The sequence below is a fragment of the Archangium minus genome, assembly GCF_044360475.1.
Lineage (GTDB): Bacteria > Myxococcota > Myxococcia > Myxococcales > Myxococcaceae > Archangium > Archangium minus.
Genome location: NZ_CP043494.1, coordinates 2,106,702 through 2,123,927, shown reverse-complemented (window position 1 = coordinate 2,123,927; position 17,226 = coordinate 2,106,702). Strand labels below are relative to the sequence as shown.

At 65.7% G+C, this 17,226-nt stretch carries 13 protein-coding genes; 6 read left to right on the top strand and 7 right to left on the bottom strand.

Annotated features, from left to right (window positions below):
• Positions 1 to 46: 46 nt before the first annotated feature.
• Together F0U60_RS08690 and F0U60_RS08685 are read right to left on the bottom strand one after the other, a co-directional pair.
• Complete coding sequence (locus F0U60_RS08690; RefSeq protein WP_395816487.1) at positions 47 to 1,285, bottom strand: carbohydrate porin; 1,239 nt, start codon at positions 1,283 to 1,285, stop codon at positions 47 to 49.
• Positions 1,286 to 1,746: 461 nt separating this feature from the next.
• Positions 1,747 to 3,891 (bottom strand): DUF4082 domain-containing protein, encoded by a 2,145-nt coding sequence (locus F0U60_RS08685; protein WP_395816484.1) that lies wholly within the window; start codon positions 3,889 to 3,891, stop codon positions 1,747 to 1,749.
• A gap of 261 nt (positions 3,892 to 4,152) precedes the next feature.
• Here F0U60_RS08685 and F0U60_RS08680 point away from each other — a divergent pair, with 261 nt between their 5' ends.
• The 5 genes from F0U60_RS08680 (at position 4,153) to F0U60_RS08660 (ending at position 9,397) form a co-directional block, all read left to right on the top strand.
• A complete protein-coding gene (locus tag F0U60_RS08680; RefSeq protein ID WP_395816481.1) occupies positions 4,153 to 4,836 on the top strand; it encodes a TetR/AcrR family transcriptional regulator in 684 nt (227 codons plus the stop codon).
• 19 nt (positions 4,837 to 4,855) lie between these two features.
• Complete coding sequence (locus tag F0U60_RS08675; protein ID WP_203405777.1) at positions 4,856 to 5,281, top strand: VOC family protein; 426 nt, start codon at positions 4,856 to 4,858, stop codon at positions 5,279 to 5,281.
• 163 nt (positions 5,282 to 5,444) lie between these two features.
• Positions 5,445 to 6,416, top strand: coding sequence for an SDR family NAD(P)-dependent oxidoreductase (locus F0U60_RS08670; protein WP_395816477.1), 972 nt, complete (start codon positions 5,445 to 5,447; stop codon positions 6,414 to 6,416).
• Positions 6,417 to 6,607: 191 nt separating this feature from the next.
• Positions 6,608 to 6,877, top strand: coding sequence for a hypothetical protein (locus tag F0U60_RS08665; RefSeq protein ID WP_395816474.1), 270 nt, complete (start codon positions 6,608 to 6,610; stop codon positions 6,875 to 6,877).
• A gap of 300 nt (positions 6,878 to 7,177) precedes the next feature.
• Positions 7,178 to 9,397 (top strand): di-heme oxidoredictase family protein, encoded by a 2,220-nt coding sequence (locus F0U60_RS08660; protein WP_395816471.1) that lies wholly within the window; start codon positions 7,178 to 7,180, stop codon positions 9,395 to 9,397.
• A 73-nt stretch (positions 9,398 to 9,470) separates the two neighbouring features.
• Here F0U60_RS08660 and F0U60_RS08655 read toward each other — a convergent pair whose 3' ends face one another.
• From F0U60_RS08655 to F0U60_RS08640, 4 genes are all read right to left on the bottom strand, one after another.
• Positions 9,471 to 10,232 carry a methyltransferase domain-containing protein gene (locus F0U60_RS08655; RefSeq protein WP_395816468.1) on the bottom strand — a complete coding sequence of 254 codons (762 nt, stop codon included), beginning with the start codon at positions 10,230 to 10,232 and terminating at the stop codon, positions 9,471 to 9,473.
• A gap of 210 nt (positions 10,233 to 10,442) precedes the next feature.
• Positions 10,443 to 11,510: a hypothetical protein gene (locus F0U60_RS08650; protein WP_395816465.1), complete on the bottom strand. Its 1,068-nt coding sequence runs from the start codon at positions 11,508 to 11,510 to the stop codon at positions 10,443 to 10,445.
• A 293-nt stretch (positions 11,511 to 11,803) separates the two neighbouring features.
• Positions 11,804 to 12,847, bottom strand: coding sequence for a peptidylprolyl isomerase (locus F0U60_RS08645; RefSeq protein WP_395816461.1), 1,044 nt, complete (start codon positions 12,845 to 12,847; stop codon positions 11,804 to 11,806).
• A gap of 30 nt (positions 12,848 to 12,877) precedes the next feature.
• Positions 12,878 to 14,287, bottom strand: coding sequence for a hypothetical protein (locus F0U60_RS08640; RefSeq protein WP_395816458.1), 1,410 nt, complete (start codon positions 14,285 to 14,287; stop codon positions 12,878 to 12,880).
• 224 nt (positions 14,288 to 14,511) lie between these two features.
• On the opposite strand from F0U60_RS08640, the gene F0U60_RS08635 reads away from it, so the two are divergent.
• Positions 14,512 to 16,026 carry an FAD-binding oxidoreductase gene (locus tag F0U60_RS08635; RefSeq protein ID WP_395816455.1) on the top strand — a complete coding sequence of 505 codons (1,515 nt, stop codon included), beginning with the start codon at positions 14,512 to 14,514 and terminating at the stop codon, positions 16,024 to 16,026.
• Positions 16,027 to 16,062: 36 nt separating this feature from the next.
• Here the strand turns inward: F0U60_RS08635 and F0U60_RS08630 are convergent, their stop codons facing one another.
• A complete protein-coding gene (locus tag F0U60_RS08630; protein ID WP_395816452.1) occupies positions 16,063 to 16,695 on the bottom strand; it encodes a hypothetical protein in 633 nt (210 codons plus the stop codon).
• Positions 16,696 to 17,226: the final 531 nt, after the last annotated feature.

Below are 17,226 nucleotides of genomic sequence, written 5' to 3'. Positions count from 1 at the left end.
GGACGCGGCCGAGTGAATACACGCGCCGCGTCCGAACCGACTCACCTCACCACCAGGCTTCAGCCTGGAGGCCCACCGACGTGCCCGCCTTCTGGTCGCCAAAGACCTGACGCAGACGCGACGTCGGGTCAAAGCTCTGACGAGCCGCCTCGTCCCAGATGGCATGCGTGACGAACAGGCGGATGGTCGGACGGGAGCTGGCCTGATCGCCCGCGGACACCGCCGTGGCCAGGGTGAGCTTGGTCATGTTGCGGGTGTGCCCACCGTTATCCGGCTTGACCACGTCATGGCCAGCCTCGGCCAGCAGGCGGAAGGGACCGGCAATATGCGTGTCGGAGCGAACGCCAATGCCAAACCACTTGTTGCCGGCATTGCCAGCGGCCTTGTTGATGCGGTACTCGGCAATTCCCTCAATGCTCGTTCCCGCCACGAAGGCGGACTGCTGAAGCACGACGCGGCTGTTCCGCGTGGGGCCGTTCCAATCCATCTTCACGCCGAGCAGCGTGTTGCCACCCAACAGGAGGCCGTTCAAGGTCTGGTAGACACCAACGGCCAGCCCACTGGCCTCCGCGGCCGGCTTATTAGAAGACACCTGGTCATCACTCCTGAGTTGCACGGACGGAGTGACGTACATGGCAAGTTCGCCACTGGGCAGGTCCTTGATGCCGGTCAGGCGCACGGGCACGCTGATGCGGTTGTTGTTGGCACCCCCGCGCGGGTTCAGCATGGCGGCCACGCTGAGCTTGCCGATGACCACGTTCATGTCTTCGATGCCCGCGCCATCGCCATCGTTGATCTCCAGGAACTGGTCGTTGATGCCAGTCTGAAGACGGTTGTAGAAGCGCCGGCCCACCCAGACCTTGCCATTGCCGAGCGCCGCGATGTTGGTGCCATACGCATAGACCTGACCAAAGCGGGCCACGAGCTCGTCCGTGCCGCTGTCAGGAATGGCCGCGCCACCCGGCGAGCTGTAGGTCTGAAACTCCCGGCCGCCCCACGCGCGGTAGATTCCGGGCATGAAGTGCACATGCCAGGCAGTTTCCCCGGACGAGACGAGCTTGGCATTGAGGCTCGGCTCGATCACGTAGTCACACTCGTTGCCCAGACGCCATTTGGTGTCGGCCCCGGGCAGACCGGCGCACACTTGCGTGCCACCACGAACGTTGATGCCAGTTCCGGCGCGCATGTACCCCGAGAAGATGATGGGGATGGGGAGCGGGTCGGCATGAGCCGTCACAGCGGCGCAGGTGGCGGTGATGGCCGCGAGCAGAGCTTTGTTAGTCATCTGGATTCTCCTCACTGGTTGTAGTGCGACGGCTGCGACAAGGGCTTATGAAGAAAAAGAAGCTCATGGCCGCGAGGGTCGCCCCAAGCGGTACAAAGACATACGCATGCCCGGCTACCTCCAGGACCAGGCGAGGTAGTTGGACATTAAATTAATTTTCTCGACAGAAGTCAGAGACGTCCGTGAAGGCCGCACAGTAAGCAAGAGGCGAGCCTCGTCCGTCAAGTACGTGGTGGCACTATTGCGAGTGCGGGAGGGATTGACTCCACGCGTCACCCCCAGGCCAGGACTTCCCGAATTGGGGGCAACTGAAATTTTCAACCAGTGTGTTCGAAAGCGCGTCAACGGGGCCGCGGGAGCGGGGCGGGACGCGTCAGCGTCGAACGTGACGAGCACGTGACGCGACGAGGAGCCCCCCGCGACGGAGACCGCTTCGTCGCGGGGAGCCACACGTCGCCCGTTCAGTCTGGGATGCGGTAGTTGTGGTGCGTGTACTCGGCCGCGAAGGAGTCGGTGAACTTGCCGCCGGAGTAGGAAATGGAGCGGTTCTCCCCCAGCACTTCGATGGTGCCGCTCGCGGGGAGCTCTGCCGGGAGGGTGAACGTGTAGGTCCCGCTGGTGAACTGCCGCTTCTGCATGGCGAAGACATAGGCTGCGCCATCCCGGTACTTGAGCATCGTGCTCAGGTTCGGATTGAACTGCCACACATAGGACTGTGTATTGAGGACGCGCGCCAGTGCGGTCACCTCGGCGTTGATCTTCTTCACGCGGTCGCGCGTCGCCTGGTACGCCGCTCGCGAGTCATTGAGGACGTCCGTGGACGACGGATTCTCAGTGGAGTCGGAGAAGACGTGCGAGAAGTACCCGAGCACGCGCGCCTCGTGAATGAGTGTTGACCACACCGCGCCCTCCACCTGGTTGGCATTGATGACACTGCCCTGGGCCTGTCCGCCGAGCTCCACGATGACGCCCAGCGGGATGCGCGGATCGCCATTGTTGCCGGCGCCCGACGTAGTCCGCAGGTTGGTCATGAGGATTTCGCCATAGTTCGCGGCCCGGCGGACCTCGTTCGCGGGAATACCGAACCAGATGGGCGCCTCGCCGGCGATGTTGCCATCCGTGTAGAAGTAGATGTCGCCAGTGACCATGCCGAACCGCCACTTCGCCCTCGGGTCCGGCCCGTCCGCGCCATTGATGCCAATCTCGCGCTCCTCGTCCGACCACCACATCAGCGCGCCCTTGCCCACGTTCGCATAGATGAAGGCGCTCGGGTTGTTCAGCTCCTGGTACAGCGCGTTGTAGATGGTGAAGCCACAGCGGCGTGGGTCGTCCGGGATGCACACGTCATAGGTGGCCACTGCGCCAGTCCACGGATCCCACCCGGGTCCCGCCCACATGTCCGTCTCATCGTAGAAGGTCGCCCCCACGGCTTCACCGCCCAGGCCCGAGCCGGCGAGGTTCCAGATGCCGTGCTGTCGCATCCACCCCGCGGATGAGTCATTGACATTATAGATCTCCAGGAAGGTATTGATCCCGTGCGCCCTGTCGGTGACGATGCGCCGCTCTTCATCCGTGTACGCCCCCCAGTACCCAATGGGGAAGAAGTCCTCCGACACCCAAGGCGTGCCCGCCATGGCGGGGAAGCGTGCGTAGAAGGAAGGCCCTCCCTCCCAGGGAACGCGAGGCAGGTTCAGGCCACCGGGCGGCTGTTGCGCGGACGTGGTCGCCGAGGCCGTGTTGGAGGCAGCGCCGGTATTGCCAGCGAAGTCCTGAGCCTTCACCGTATAGCTGTAGCGCGTGGAGGCCGCGAGGCCCTGGTCCTTGTAGCCGCGCGTCGTGCCAGAAACCGAGGCGACCTCATTCCCGTCGCGGTAGATGAGATAGGCCGTCACCCCCACATTGTCCGTAGCCGCCCCCCAGGTGAGCTGGATGCTCCCCGGAGCAGAGGCCGTGGCGACGAGCGAGCTGGGGGCCGAGGGAGCACTCGTGTCGGGCGCGGGGATGAAGAGCACGTCCACGAAGTAGTTGGCGTCCTGGTAGCTCTGGGTGGGGAAGCCGCCGCTCCCGTAAACATAGACGCCGTTGTAACCATCCACCCCGGACGCCAGCGCGGTGAGCGGGCCGTTCGACGTGCCCTGCCCAGCGAAATAGCCAACCGTCGCGGAGTAGCGGCCGAGCGGTGAGAGGTAGGAGGCGACGTAGGTGGTATGGGCCGCGATGCTCACGGGAGAGGCAAAGCGCACCGTCTGCCATCCGGTCGCGGTCTCGTTGGTAAACGTCGCCGAGGCGAGCCGCTGTCCGGTGCGGCTCCAGAGGCTCCCGACATGCGTGCCACCGTTGGCCGAGCTCCCCTTGTAGAAGCGGATGCCCGTGACGGTGCCGGGAACGCTGGAGCGAAACTTCACGCCCAGCTCGACGGAGGCCAGATCCGAATCCTCGAGCGTGGAGGGCGAGACGCTCGCGCCGAAGATACTGACCTCACTCGCGAGGCCTTGAGGGGTGGACTTTGTCTCGCGGGCAGCAGGCGTACTCTCGACGCAGCCTGCGATGAGGCCCAGCGCCAGGAGCAGGCCCAGGCGCGGAGCGGCGGAGTGGAACCGAATCATCTCACTTCCTCTGCAACTCAGTTGCGATGCGGGGTGGGGGTTGAAGCAGCTCAGACATAACTAGAAATAAATGAATTAACAGTAAAATCCGGACAACTTCATTCCCCGGCAGATGAGTCCGACGGAGCGCTGCACCCTCTTCGGCTCTCTTGAATCCTTGGGTTTGAGGACACCTCGGCGAAAAACGGCACCGGCCAGTTTCGGAACTTGACGGTTTCGAAACTGAGGAGTATCGATATGAACCAAGGATGAGGTGACTGCATGACTCAGAACGATGACGAGTCCGTCGAGGTCGAGCCTGCACAGCCAGGACGCAAGCGAGACCACTCGCGCGATGCCAAGATCCTCGACGCCACGCTCGAGGTCCTTGCCGAGGTGGGCGCAGCAGGATTGACGATGGACTTAGTGGCCGCGCGGGCCGGAGCCGGGAAGGCGACCATCTACCGCCGTTGGACGTCGAAGACCGAGCTGGTCATCGACGCTGTCTCGCACATGAAACGCAAGCAGGTCGATCTCGAGAATCTCCCCGACACGGGAACGCTCCGCGGAGACCTGCTTGGCTTGTTCAAGCCGCAGTCGCTCGAAGAAAGCGAACGCAAGCTCAAGATCATGACGGGGCTCGCCTCGCTGCTCTCGCAAGAGCAGGCACTCGCCGAGGCAGCAAACAGCGCGGTAGTCCAACCGTGGGCCGAAGCGCATTTCGCGCTGATGCAGCGAGCTGTCGCGCGCGGTGAGATCTCGGCGTCCGCCGACATCGGCACTCTGTCGCAGCTCATCCCGTCGATGGCCGCCTACCGCACCTTGGTCCAGCGCAAACCGATGGACCTGGCCTTCCTCGTGTCGATGGTTGACGGAGTCGTCCTGCCGGCCCTCCGAAATCAGCCCTCCGATGTCCCACCAGACTCAAAAGGTCGCCCGAGCGTGCGGAAACGCTCAAAACCCTGAACCTGCATAGGAGAAAGTCATGACCGTCAGCGTTACCAACCACCTCAATTTCCGTGGCGATGCCCGAGCGGCGCTGGAGTTCTACCAGTCTGTGTTCGGCGGAGACCTCACCATCGTCACCTACAAGGACGCCCACAACGTCCAGGCTCCGTCGGAGGCCGATCAGGTGATGTGGGGCCAGGTCGCCGCCAAGAACGGCTTCCGCGTGATGGCTTACGACGTGCCCTCCCGGATGCCCTGGGAGCAAGGCAAGAACCCGTTCTTCGTCTCGGTCCGCGGCGACTCAGCCGCCGAGATCTCCGCGCTCTGGGAGAAGCTCTCCGCTGGCGCGACCATCGCGCAACCCCTGGCGCCGTCGGGATGGACCCCGCTGTACGGTATGCTCAAGGATCGCTTCGGCATTACGTGGGTCCTGGATGTCGCGACGGAGTACAAGGCGTCCTGAGCCAGCGGAAGAACACGTGCGGCGTGGGACCCCCACACCCATGAAGGCCAACGTGAGGGATGCGTGTGCCGCGCTTCTCCGCGTCGGTGTGGGGTGGGTCTCAACAAGCAGATAGCTCCTCCGAATCACGGGCGATGCAAGCGTTCCTCTCTAGGAGACAACGATGACCCAGGTGTTTGGGGCGACGTCGACCACAGACGAAGTGCTCGAGGGTCGTGATCTCAGCGGCAAACGCATCTTGGTCACGGGCGTGTCAGCCGGCCTCGGAATCGAGACGGCGCGCGCGCTTGTAGCCCACGGCGCCCACGTCGTGGGCGCCGCGCGTAACCTCGAGAAAGCGGAAGCAGCGACCCGCGGGGTGCAAGCGGCAAGTGCTGGCTCCGGACGGCTTGAATTGGTGGAGTTGGACCTCGCTTCGCTGGCGAGCGTGCGCCGCTGCGCCGACAACTTGCTGAGGCAGGGGAAGCCGTTCGACGTCGTCATCGCCAACGCCGGTGTGATGGCATGTCCGTTCGGCCTCACCGAGGATGGGTTCGAGTTGCAATTCGGCACGAACCATCTCGGGCATTTCGTGCTCGTCAACCGGATCGCGTCCTTGCTGCGGGCGGGCTCAAGGGTGGTGTCGCTATCGTCCTCGGGGCATCGCTACGCGGACGTCGACCTCGACGATCCTCATTTCGAGCGCACGCATTACGAACCGTTCGTCGCCTACGGGCGTTCCAAGACGGCGAACATCCTGTTCGCGGTGGAGCTCGATCGGCGCCTCCGCGAGCGCGGGGTGCGCGCCACCGCCGTGCATCCGGGCGCCATCAAGACCGAACTCGGGCGTCACCTCCCCGACGACTCCCTATCGACCTTCGTCGAGCGAACCAATGCGGACCTCGCTGCTCAAGGCAAACAACCATTCGCACTCAAGACGATTCCTCAAGGCGCGGCGACCTCGGTCTGGGCTGGAGTGGTGGCCGAGGCGGACGAGGTGGGAGGCCGCTACTGCGAAAACTGCCATGTCACCACGAGGGTGACCCTCGACCCGCTCGATCCCAGCAGTGAAGGGGTCCGTCCCTATGCGCTCGATCTGGAGCGGGCCGCGGCGCTCTGGGCGAAGAGCGAAGCACTCGTCCGCGAGCGCTTCTGAGTCGACGGACGAGAGCATGCCTGTGAACAGGCTCCGGGCGAGAGCACCTCGCTACGCCCGCCACCGTGATGCTTGGGCGTGCAACGTTCGCCTGCCGCACCGGACAGCGCCGATAGATTCTCTAATTTCAGTTATTCCCAAGAAAACTTCGATTTGTTACACTCTAGGGAATCAACCGTAACGGAGGACGCATGCGAGCGAGCATTATCGGAGGTCTGTTGGCGACGGCGCTGATGGCGGTGGGCTGTGGCGCGCCCATGGAGCAGGAGGAGGAGGGAGTCCAGCTGTCCACGCAGGAGGCAGCGTTCCCCGATTGTTCCGGCAGCTCGGACTCCCTGATCGTCTACTACAGCGACGCGAGCTACACGACGGAGATAGGTGCCCGGGGTTGCTCGTGTGGCTTGTGGGCGAGCTGGGGCAAGACGTCGACCTACCGCCAGTACAGACTGGACTGCTACTAAGCTGTCCGCGCAGCGGGTCAGAAGGCCGGCTCCCCAGTCTCGGGGAACCGGCCTTCTTCCGTTTGGAAGACTCACGTGCGCGTACAGGCTCGTCTGCAATCAGAAACACAAGATCATCATCCTCCCATCGTTTGAGAGATGTAGAAGATTGCTCAAGTGACAGAGCAATGGCCTGGTCACGAGAATTGCTTGTTTCTCTCGCGCGTCGGTCGGTAAATAGACATGCGTCCCCCCACGCATTCCATCAAGGAGAAGGCAGTGAAGACCCGCCCCCCATCCACCGGGAGAGAGCGTGCTCTCATGCAGACCCACCCGGTTACCGTGCTGCCCGCGTTGTTTGCCGCCATTCTGTCACTCACCGCATGCAGCGGCGGCGCTGATTCGAAGACCAGCGATACCCCGTCGCAAGCCGACCCCGCGCCCGCGACACCCTCCGGAGCCGCGCCCATCTCGGAGCCCGCCCCCGTCCCCCTGGACGCCCCCGGACTCGGTGCGACGGACTATGTGCCGCTCCATGCCGCCGGCACGCAGGTGCTCGAACAGATTCAGTACAGAGAGGCTGACGGAACACTGGTCACCCTCGCTGGCTTCCGTCCGACCAACCGGCATGCCCGCGAGCGAGGCGAGCCTTGGTTCGAGCCGGATATCGGGCCGGGCAACTACTTCACCTTCCCTACCTGGTACTTCCAGAACCGCACCTTCGGCCTCTTGATTCGTGACCAGGTCCCCGCCGGGCGTTCGCGCATTGAAATCTCCCTGCGCGTGAACGACGGGACCTTCATCAACACGGGCCTCAGCGCGTTCCGGCGCGACGATCCCAACATCCGGGATTACGGCTGGAAGATGAACGTCGGCTTCCAGAATCCCAAGGAGGGAGGCAAGAACATCTGTCACGCGACCTCGGCCCGCGAAGACTGCATGGTCGTGATCACCGACAACTGGCGCGCCCCTCAGCCCGGCACCCCGTTCAAGGTGGGCGATGTCATCGAACTGGCCCCCGCGCCGTTCCTCCCGCATACGCCCGACAACAAGGCCCTGATCGATGGCGGTGGCAGCCGTTACTACTCCTTCGAGCAGCTGTACCAGGTGGGCGTGGGCATGCGCGCGTGGTACGGCGTTGCCCCCATCCTCGACTCCGTCCCCCTGCCCGACAGCACGCTGCTGGGTGGCGAGGCCAGCGTCTCCTACAACTACTCCGAGGAGCCGCATCGGGTGTTCCAGCAGATGGCCAACAACATCGGCATCGAGAATACCAAGCGCTTCGTTGAAGGCCGACGGCTGTTCCACACCTCGTTCGTCGACGGGAAGCACTCCGAGAGCCCGGACATCAACCCCGTCTTCACGAAGCACGCCGGTCAGCTGGGGCCTCGTTTCAACAACATCCGGTGCATCGCGTGCCACACGCTCAATGGGCGCAGCGCTGTTCCCACCCTGGGCAGCCGGCTGGATACGATGACCATCGAAACCGCCGCGGCCAGCTCCACCTCGGGAGTGACCCCGGATCCCACCTACGGCTTGAATGTGCAGCAGCAGGCCAAGGCCGTGGGCGCGCCGGACTACTCGGTCTCCGTGCAATCGTATACGAAGACCATGCACACCCTGCCGGATGGCGAGACGGTCGAATTGCAGACGCCCGTCTATGCCTTCAAGGGGCCCGTGCCGGCGCAATACTCCGTCCGGCAGGCGCCCCAGGTCATCGGCCTGGGTCTGCTCGAGGCCGTGGACGAGTCGACGATCCTGAGTCTGGCCGACCCGAATGATGCCAACGGTGACGGCGTGCGGGGTGTGCCGAACTGGACCCTCAACCCGGAGACCGGAAGCCGGCACCTCGGCCGGTTTGGCTGGAAGGCGAGCAAGGCGACCCTGCGCCATCAGGCGGGCATCGCGCTCCTCAAGGACCTGGGGGTTACCTCGCCTGTCTATAAGTCGCTCGACTGCCAGCGGGGCGTGGCCAACTGCAACGCCACGACGGCTGAAACAGCCATCTCCGAGACGGAGCTCGAGCGGCTCGCCTCCTACATCTCGCTGCTCGGCGTACCGGCCCAGCGCAGCCTGCGCAGCGGCTACCCCGACGGCATGCGCGTCTCGCCCGAGCATGACGTGAACCCCACGCAGATCAACCGCGGCAGTGCGTTGTTCGCCCAGGTTCAGTGTGTGGCCTGCCACACCGCCCAGATGAAGACTGGCGCGAACCATCCGCTCGCCGAGCTGCGCAACCAGACCATTCGTCCGTACACCGACCTGCTGCTCCACGACATGGGGCCCTGGCTGGCCGATACGCTGACCGAGGGGCAGGCCGGACCACGTATGTGGCGCACCCCGCCGCTCTGGGGAATGGGTTCGCTCAAGTACGTCCAGGGCGGTGCGCAGAACGTGCGCTACCTGCATGATGGGCGTGCTCGCACACTGATGGAGGCCATCGCCTGGCACGGCGGCGAGGCGGAGAACAGCCGCAACCAGTTCGAGGCGCTGAGCAAGGACGATCGGGCCGCGGTGCTCGCGTTCCTCGAGTCGCTGTAAGCCGGGCCTTCGGAGCCGGCCGAAACGCCGGCTCCGTTCCACAAAGCCGCGCCCTGTCTGGACGTTCCAGAAGCTATGCGGGCTTTCTGGCCCAGGCCCCAAAGACCAGCTCCCAGATACTGGCCACGCCCGCTTTCTGCTGCTCCTCGAGGAGGCGACGTTCGAGCGTGTCGATGTCGATCTCGGCTTCCGTGGCGACACCTTGCTCGATGATGCGGGGAAGCATCGCGCGAACAATCGCTGCAATACCGAAGCTCTGGGTGGGAGTCTGGACGATCGCCTCGACTCGCACCTGTTCGACTGCAAGGCCCGCCCGCGCGAGTACAGATGAGAGATGGAAGCCCATATGGACGTCAGCGCCTTCGCGCTTGACCGTTTGCCACATCCATCCATGAACACGCTCGTGAAGCGGCAGCGGTGCCTGGCCTCCCGGCACTGGCACCCGGGTGGAGTCGTGCTCCTGAAAGACAACCAGCCCGCCAGGACGCACCGCCCGAGCCAGCTGAGCGACGGCGTTGACAGGCTCAGGCTGATACATGAGCACGCGCCTCCCAACAGCGGCGTCGAACAGCTCGTACTCGGACGAGAGTGCACTCATATCACCCTCCGCGAAGGTGATGTGGGCGAGGCCCAGCGCGCGTACTCGCTCTCTTGCTGCCGCGAGCGGGCGGACATCGCGATCCACTCCGACGACCTGCCCGCGCTCACCGACCAACTCCGCGAGCATCAACGTCACGTCTCCGCGGCCACAGCCGACGTCGAGCACACGCATGCCGGCAGAGATGCCTGCATCGGCCAGCAGTCTCCTCGTTATATTGACTACGATGTCACTCATCTCTTTCCCGCCCTTCCTTGAACGTGGGTCCCAGCCGCCTTGCGTGGCGGCCCCACGTTCGTAGCTCACACGGCGGGACCCCCGTAGAGCGCCGGCTTCGACAGAATCGGCGAAGTTTTGGGCTCGAGAAAGCCGGCCCTGACAGCGGAGGCCACGAGACCTCCGCCAGTCAGGGCCGTTGTTCTTCCGCTCCAAGGGGGGAGGCGGGCGCTACTCGGTCTTGCCGCCGCCCATCACGGTCGACAGCCGCAGCTCCTCGGGAGACAAGCCCCACTTCGCGACCGTGAGGCCGTCCACCGTCTGCTTTCCACTGTAGGTCTGCGCCAGATCCTGGGGCTGAACGGTCTGCAGCGACCAATTCCCATTCGGCTGCTTGACGTACATCTCCAGCGGCTTGTTGGGGGAGATCGCGTTGGGGTTCAGCGGGTGGCCAGACAGGTGGTTCTGGACCGCGTTGGTGCCACCAATGATTTCGTTACCCTTGAGGGAACCCGGGGGCAGACCCGCGGACTGTTCAATCTGTGCCAACCGCCCTTGCTTGCTCACGTCGGAGGCCAGGGTGTAGCGCTGCTGAGCGGCCATCTGTCCCTGGACACCGTCCAGCTGCGACTTCAAACTGTCAGCCTGCAGCTTCGTCGGGTTCGTGGCCTCCCACTGCTTCAGCCGCGCGCCCATCTCCTTGCCCGTCACGCCCTCCTGCTTCAGCTGTGCGGTGTAGGCCTTGCGCTCCGCGGCGAGCTGCGCCTGGGCCTGGCCGAGCTGTCCCGAGAGCGCCTGATGCTGTCCGGTCAGCTGCTGCCACTTCTGGGCATTGGCGCCCACGGGCACCCCGTTGGCGCCCGCGAAATTGGAGAAATAGCCCTGCTTGTTCAGGTCATTGAAGGTCTTGTCTCCGAGCTTCGCCTTCCACTGCTGCTCGTTCCACCCATTCTTGTCGCCCTGCTGCAGGATGTTCATCTGCTCGGGCGTGAGCTTCTGCTTGGGCGGCGTCGTATTGATCTTGGGGGGACGCGCGTACGAGTAATCCACCAGGTGGACGAGGCCCTGATTGCGACCCTGGGCATTGAAGTTCCACTGGTCGAGGATCTTCTGCTCCTGCGCCTTCTGGCCGATGTGCTGGGACAGCTGCGGATGCTGACTGTCCTGGAACACCCTCGGCGGCGGCGTCCGGGGCTGGGTGGGCGAGTTGGGCAAGCTCCGGGGCGCGTCGGGCGTGTTACGGGTCGGCGTCCTCAGCTGAGGCAGCGGGTTGGAGCGGAACGGGTTACGGACTTTCATGGTTGGGCTCCTTGGAGACCTGGGTTGTCCGCCTACAGAGCATCAGGCGTGCCACCCCTTCCGAACCCGCGGCCCCCCGGCCCCTCCCCTGATTTCAGCCACTTGCAGCCGCCCCCACCATTCTTCCCGCCACCGTCGACTGGTGACTGTTGTCACCACCCGATGAGCCCAGTCATCACTCGAGGCGCACGGGCCTGAGTGCGAACGCCCTTCGGAGCACAAACGGCCAGGCCTCCTCGTCGGCCGCGTCGCGGCTCGTCGAGGAGGCCCTTTCGCAACAGGCCCGGAGCTTGTCAGGCCTTCGCCATGTGGACCTTGGCCCGGCTCATGACGTGGTCCACCGCCGTGAGGTGCCAGGCCACCTGATCGATACGAGCCAGGTTCTCGGGCTCGGCGCCCAGGGCGGCGACCACCTCTTCCAGCGGCAGACCGGAGGCGTTGGCCTCGTCCAGGAGGATCTTCTCCACCTTCTCGCGGCTCGGGGTCACCCCGTCCCGCTTGCAGATGGCGCCCAGGGCCAGGGCGATGCGCAGCCGCAGCTCCACCTCGGCTCGCGTCGGCGCGTCCTGCAGCCACCCGCGCAGCGACTCCTCCCGGCGAGCCTCGTCGAAGCCCAGCTCGCTCAGGGTGCGGCCCTCGCTGGTGCTCCAACGGCGGCGGATCTCCTCGTCGATGAGCGAGGCGGGGACCTTCACTCGGGTGCGCTCGGCCACCTTGGCCAGCACCTGCCGCTGGACCTGGCACAGCAGCAGCTGCGAGGCCTCCGCCTCCATCTGACGGAGGACGGCACGCGTGGCCTCCGCGAGCGTGGCGCCATAACCGAAGGCCCGGAGGAAGGCAGGGCTGCTCAGCTCGGGGTAGGTCACCTCACGCGCCCCCTTGATCTGCAGGGTGAAGCGCGCGGGCGCCCCCCGCAGGGACTCGACGGGGTAGTCGCCGGGCAGGGTGAGGTCCACGGTGAGGTTCTCCCGGGGCGAGCGACCCACGAGCGACTCGTAGAGCCCGGGCAGCAGGGGCTCGGGTGCCAGGCGAATCCACTCACCCGCGCGCACGCTGAAGGGGATGAGCTTGCCGCGGCTGAAACCCACGATGTCGAGCAGGACCTCGTCTCCCCACGCCAGCTTCTCGCTGGGATAGCGGAAGCGCTCGGTGGCCAGGGGGCGCGCCAGCTCCAGGAAGCGATCCTGGACCTGCTCCGGGGTGAACGCCTCCGGGGGGGAGATGGTGACGGAGAGATCCTCGAGCGAGGGCGCCTCCACACGGGGAAGGGACATCCACACCGACGAATTGTCCTGCGAGTGCGACGCGGCCAGCTGCGGAATCACGATGGAGCTCATGGGGTAACCCTCGGGAACGCGGAGGTGGAACTACCAGCCCTTGAAGAAGTCCTTGATGCCCTCGCCCACCTTCTTGGCGGTGTCCTTGATGCCCTCACCCACCTTCTTGGCGGTGTCCTTGATGCCCTCGCCCACCTTCTCGGCGGTGTCCTTGATGCCCTCGCCCACCTTCTCGGCGGCCTTCTTGACGCCCTCGCCGACCTTCTTGGCGCCATCCTTGATGGCGCCGCCGAAGTTCTTGACCACTTCATGGACGATCGGGGCGCCCGTCGAGATGAGTCCACCGATCTGGGAGACGATGGGGATGTTGGTCGCGGCGAGCACCGAGCCGCCTGCGACGATGCCCGAAGTGACCTTGTCGCCGACGCTCGCGTTGGGGTCCTTGAAGGTCTTGACGGTCTCGGCGATGTCGTAGCCCGCGATGCCGAGGTTGGCGCCCGGGATGAACCTGCCGATGGCCTTGCCTCCCGTCTTGAGCAGGCCCTTGGCCAGGTCACCGCCCTTGTCCGCGATGGAGGAGGGCTTGACGTCCGGGGTGGAGGGCTTCGGGGTGGGCTTGGACTCCGTGGCGGAGGGCTTCTCCGCGGAGGGCTTCGGGGTGGGCTTGGACTCCGTGGCGGAGGGCTTCTCCGCGGAGGGCTTCGTGGTGGGCTTGGACTCCGGGGCCGAAGGCTTGGACGGCTTCCTGAACACATCGCCCAGGTCGGCCACTCCGCCGGCCAGGTCGGCCACGCCACCGGCTACTCCGCCGGCCAGCTCGGCCACGCCGGCGTACTGAGCCATCGGGTCGACGGCCTCACCGTAGCCGCCGTAGTCACCGTAGCTGCCGGCGCCACCATAGCCGTCGGCGCCACCATAGCCGCCGACATCACCGTACTGCCCCAGCTGGTCGGCGCTGTACGCGCCCGCCTCGAGGTTGCCCGGGGCCATGGGGCCCTGGGTATAAGCCATTCCCTGGAGGACATCGACCTGGCGCATGTCCATGCCGCCGTTGATGGCGCCGGCGACCCTGTTGGCGATGTTCATGGGCATCTGGGCAGTCATTCCCGAGAGGGCGCTCGTGGCCTCGGTCCTGAGTCCGGCGAACTGCTGCGACATGAGGCTCGCCGCGAGCTGGAAGCCGGCCTGGGCGTCGGCCAGGGCTTTGGTGGCCACCTCGAGGTTCGTGTCGATGAGGGCCTGCTTCCCCAGGGTCTTCTGGAGGGGGTTGTCCGCGACGCTTCCGAGCAGGGCGGGCATGGCGCGGCCCAAGGACGCCTGGCGAGGAGCCTCGAACGCCGTGGTGTCCTGCGGGAGCGCCAGCGCCAGCTGCTTCTTCGCCTCGACAGGCGCTGCCTGCTCGAAAGGCTGGGGCCGGAGGGCGCTCTGGCCGACGGAGTCCGAAGACGTCGGGCTCAAGGGGAGCATCATGGGACGGTTACCGGAGATGGGGGCGGTCATGGGGGCCTCGAAGAGAAAGAACGGACACGACCCTGAGCAGGTCTCGTGCCAACCCCTCCCGGGAGGCGAAACACCCGATTTCCCTCGGGTGACCCGCGCTCGAAGCCCGGGCCCTCCCCTCCTCCACCTGGTGACTGCCGTTCGAAGTGGTGACAGCTGTCACCACCAGTAGACTCCGCGGGGAGAGGCGGTTGCGATCCAGCGCCGCGAGAGAAGGAGCAGGCATGGAGCGGCTGCGGGAGGCACTCGAGGCGTGGCGTCGGGAGCTGGGCGAGGACCATGTGCTCGCCGACGAGGCGACGCTCGCCCGGGCGCGTACGGCGACGTTCGCCACCACCCAGGAGATCGGTGCGGTGCTGCGTCCCGGAAGCACCGAGGAGGTGCGCGCCTGCCTGCGCATTGCCCACGAGTTGCGCATCCCCGTCACCCCGGTGAGCGCCGGGCGCAACCAGGGCTATGGCTCACGCGTGCCGGCGCGCAGCGGCGTGCTGCTGGACCTGGGCCGGATGAATCGCGTGCTCGAGTTCGACGAGGAGCTGGCGTACCTCACGGTGGAGCCGGGCGTCTCGTTCGAGCAGGCGCATGCCTTCCTGGAGGAGCGGGGCTCGCGGCTACAGTTGGCCACCATCGGAGGGCCACCCCAGTCGAGCCTGATCGGCAACGCGCTCGAGCGGGGGGACGGGACGGGGCCCCACGGGGACATCTTCCAATATGTCTGTGGCCTGGAGGTGGTGCTGCCCACGGGCGAGTGCCTTCGCACCGGGCCCGGGCGCTACCCCCATGCTCAAGCGGCGTCCGTGCTGCGCTGGGGCGCGGGTCCCGGCCTGGATGGGCTCTTCAGCCAGTCGAACCTGGGGGTGGTGACGCGGATGACCTTCTGGCTGGCGCCGCGAGCGGCCTGCCTCCGGCTGGTGTCGGGCGTGCTGGAGGATCCCTCCCAGCTGGGCCCGGTGGTGGAGCGGCTGCGGCTGCTGCGGATGGAGGGCACCCTGCGCGAGGCCTTCTCGCTGTGGAATGACTACAAGGTGATGTCCGTGCTCGGCCAGTACCCGTGGGGGGAGACCCGGGGGCTCACGCCGCTGCCGGAGTCCCACCGCGCGAAGCTGCGCGCCAAGCTGAACGTCTCGCCCTGGCACCTGAACTTCGTGCTCGAGGCCCCGAGCGAGGCGCAGGCCCAGGCGGCGCAAGAGCGGGCGGAGCATGTGCTGAAGGAGGCCGTGCCCGCCCTCTCCTTTACGCGGGAGGAGGAGCTGGGGCCGGGGGCGCTCCGACAGGTGCCATCGGCGCGCAACCTGCGGATGATGTACTGGCGCAAGCGCTCACCCCCGCCCGAGGTCCCGGAGCCGGAGCGCGACGGGTGCGGCTTCATCTGGCTGTCGTGCGCCGTGCCGATGACGGGCACCCATCTGGAGACGGCGCTGGCGATCGCCGAGCCCCTGCCGCTCCGGTTCGGCTTCGAGCCCAACCTGTGCGTGCTGGGCGTCTCGGCGCGCTGTGCCTACCTGGTGGTGGCAATCATCTATGACCGGGAGGTGGAGGGAGAGGACGCCCGCGCACTGGCCTGCCACCATGCGCTGCAGCAGGCCCTGGGTGAAGCGGGCTACTACCCGGCGCGGTTGGGCATCCAGTCGCCCGTGCTCCCCTTCACGCCGGAGGATGACTCTCCGAGGGTGTTGAGGACGCTCAAGGCCGCGTTGGATCCCCACGGCATCCTCGCCCCCGGGCGCTACCTGCCGTGATGCGGACGGGGCCGCGCCAACCCCAGCGGCCCAGGCTCAGTAGATGAACAGGATGGGCTGCTGCTGGTTCGGCCCGAAGAAGCCCGTGTAGAAGGCGGCGAAGTGAGTGCCCTCTCCGAACCGATAGGGTGAGTAGCTGGGATACACGCCGAACAGGTTCCCGTTCCGCGTGCCCGTCACTTCAACGTGGGAAGGGTAGAGGGTGATCTGATCCACCTCCGCCGTCCCCGGCCCTCCGGCGGTTCCAGGGGCCGACGTCCAACCCGCCGCCAGCTCCGCCAGCTTCATGGTCTGCAGCGTGCTCGGGTTCAAACGATGAACATGGGTGACGGCCCATTTTCCAATCCCGAGCCGAACGTACTCGCCTCCGGAATAGGCGGCCACGAGTCCCTGGGCATTGGCCGCGATCGCAATCGTCGGCTCGACCCTCGAGGTCCCCAGTTCGACGGCCGTGGGCACCAGCGAGCACGTATCGGACGAAACGACCGCACTCTGAACGGAGACCCTGTAGAGGGGCCGCAGATCGACATCGACATCCTGCAACACCTTGATCGTGTAGTCGCAGCCCTGCCACGACGCCTGCGCCGTCTTGAAGACGGGCAGCTCCGCATGAGCCGCTGAACCCAGCAGCGTGGCCATTCCAACAGCAATCGTTCCGAAGATGCGCATGAATGAAACCTCGATGGAGGTGAGTCCCTGAGCCCAACAGGGGCGGGAAGGATACACGGCACGGTGACATGAACCCGGCAGAGGGCCGAGAGGATCAGCCGGTGAGCGGGTGTCGAAGAACTCGTGTTCTGAGAGGTTGACAAAGGACCCGGTGTCCCAAGGCGCCTGGTGACAGCAGACACCAGTGGTGACAGCCCTCTCCAGGGGGCGCCGGTGTCGGCAGTCACCATTCGGGCCTTCGCGCGGGTCCGCCTCCGCGTAAACCCTCGTAATCCCGTTCGTCTCCGGATTCCTCCGCCCTGGCACGGGCGCTGCACTAACGCCTTCACGTCAAGGCGTTGCTCCCTTCCCCTCTCGCGGCAGCCCATTTCGTCCTCCCAGGAGATATGTCCATGCGTATCGGCAAAGGCTTCAAGCTCCCCAAGATCGACCTCCCCGACCTCAAGGGTCCCAAGAAGCCCGACATCAAGCCCGACGGCGGGCCCAAGCCCTCGCCCCGCCCGGACATCAACGGCAACTTCCCCGGCGGCA

What these genes read in the sequence shown, in the direction of transcription:
- F0U60_RS08690 (WP_395816487.1), bottom strand. Translation starts at nt 1,285, where the DNA reads ATGACTAACAAAGCTCTGCTCGCGGCCATCACCGCCACCTGCGCCGCT.
- F0U60_RS08685 (WP_395816484.1), bottom strand. Translation starts at nt 3,891, where the DNA reads ATGATTCGGTTCCACTCCGCCGCTCCGCGCCTGGGCCTGCTCCTGGCG.
- F0U60_RS08680 (WP_395816481.1), top strand. Translation starts at nt 4,153, where the DNA reads ATGACTCAGAACGATGACGAGTCCGTCGAGGTCGAGCCTGCACAGCCA.
- F0U60_RS08675 (WP_203405777.1), top strand. Translation starts at nt 4,856, where the DNA reads ATGACCGTCAGCGTTACCAACCACCTCAATTTCCGTGGCGATGCCCGA.
- F0U60_RS08670 (WP_395816477.1), top strand. Translation starts at nt 5,445, where the DNA reads ATGACCCAGGTGTTTGGGGCGACGTCGACCACAGACGAAGTGCTCGAG.
- F0U60_RS08665 (WP_395816474.1), top strand. Translation starts at nt 6,608, where the DNA reads ATGCGAGCGAGCATTATCGGAGGTCTGTTGGCGACGGCGCTGATGGCG.
- F0U60_RS08660 (WP_395816471.1), top strand. Translation starts at nt 7,178, where the DNA reads ATGCAGACCCACCCGGTTACCGTGCTGCCCGCGTTGTTTGCCGCCATT.
- F0U60_RS08655 (WP_395816468.1), bottom strand. Translation starts at nt 10,232, where the DNA reads ATGAGTGACATCGTAGTCAATATAACGAGGAGACTGCTGGCCGATGCA.
- F0U60_RS08650 (WP_395816465.1), bottom strand. Translation starts at nt 11,510, where the DNA reads ATGAAAGTCCGTAACCCGTTCCGCTCCAACCCGCTGCCTCAGCTGAGG.
- F0U60_RS08645 (WP_395816461.1), bottom strand. Translation starts at nt 12,847, where the DNA reads ATGAGCTCCATCGTGATTCCGCAGCTGGCCGCGTCGCACTCGCAGGAC.
- F0U60_RS08640 (WP_395816458.1), bottom strand. Translation starts at nt 14,287, where the DNA reads ATGACCGCCCCCATCTCCGGTAACCGTCCCATGATGCTCCCCTTGAGC.
- F0U60_RS08635 (WP_395816455.1), top strand. Translation starts at nt 14,512, where the DNA reads ATGGAGCGGCTGCGGGAGGCACTCGAGGCGTGGCGTCGGGAGCTGGGC.
- F0U60_RS08630 (WP_395816452.1), bottom strand. Translation starts at nt 16,695, where the DNA reads ATGCGCATCTTCGGAACGATTGCTGTTGGAATGGCCACGCTGCTGGGT.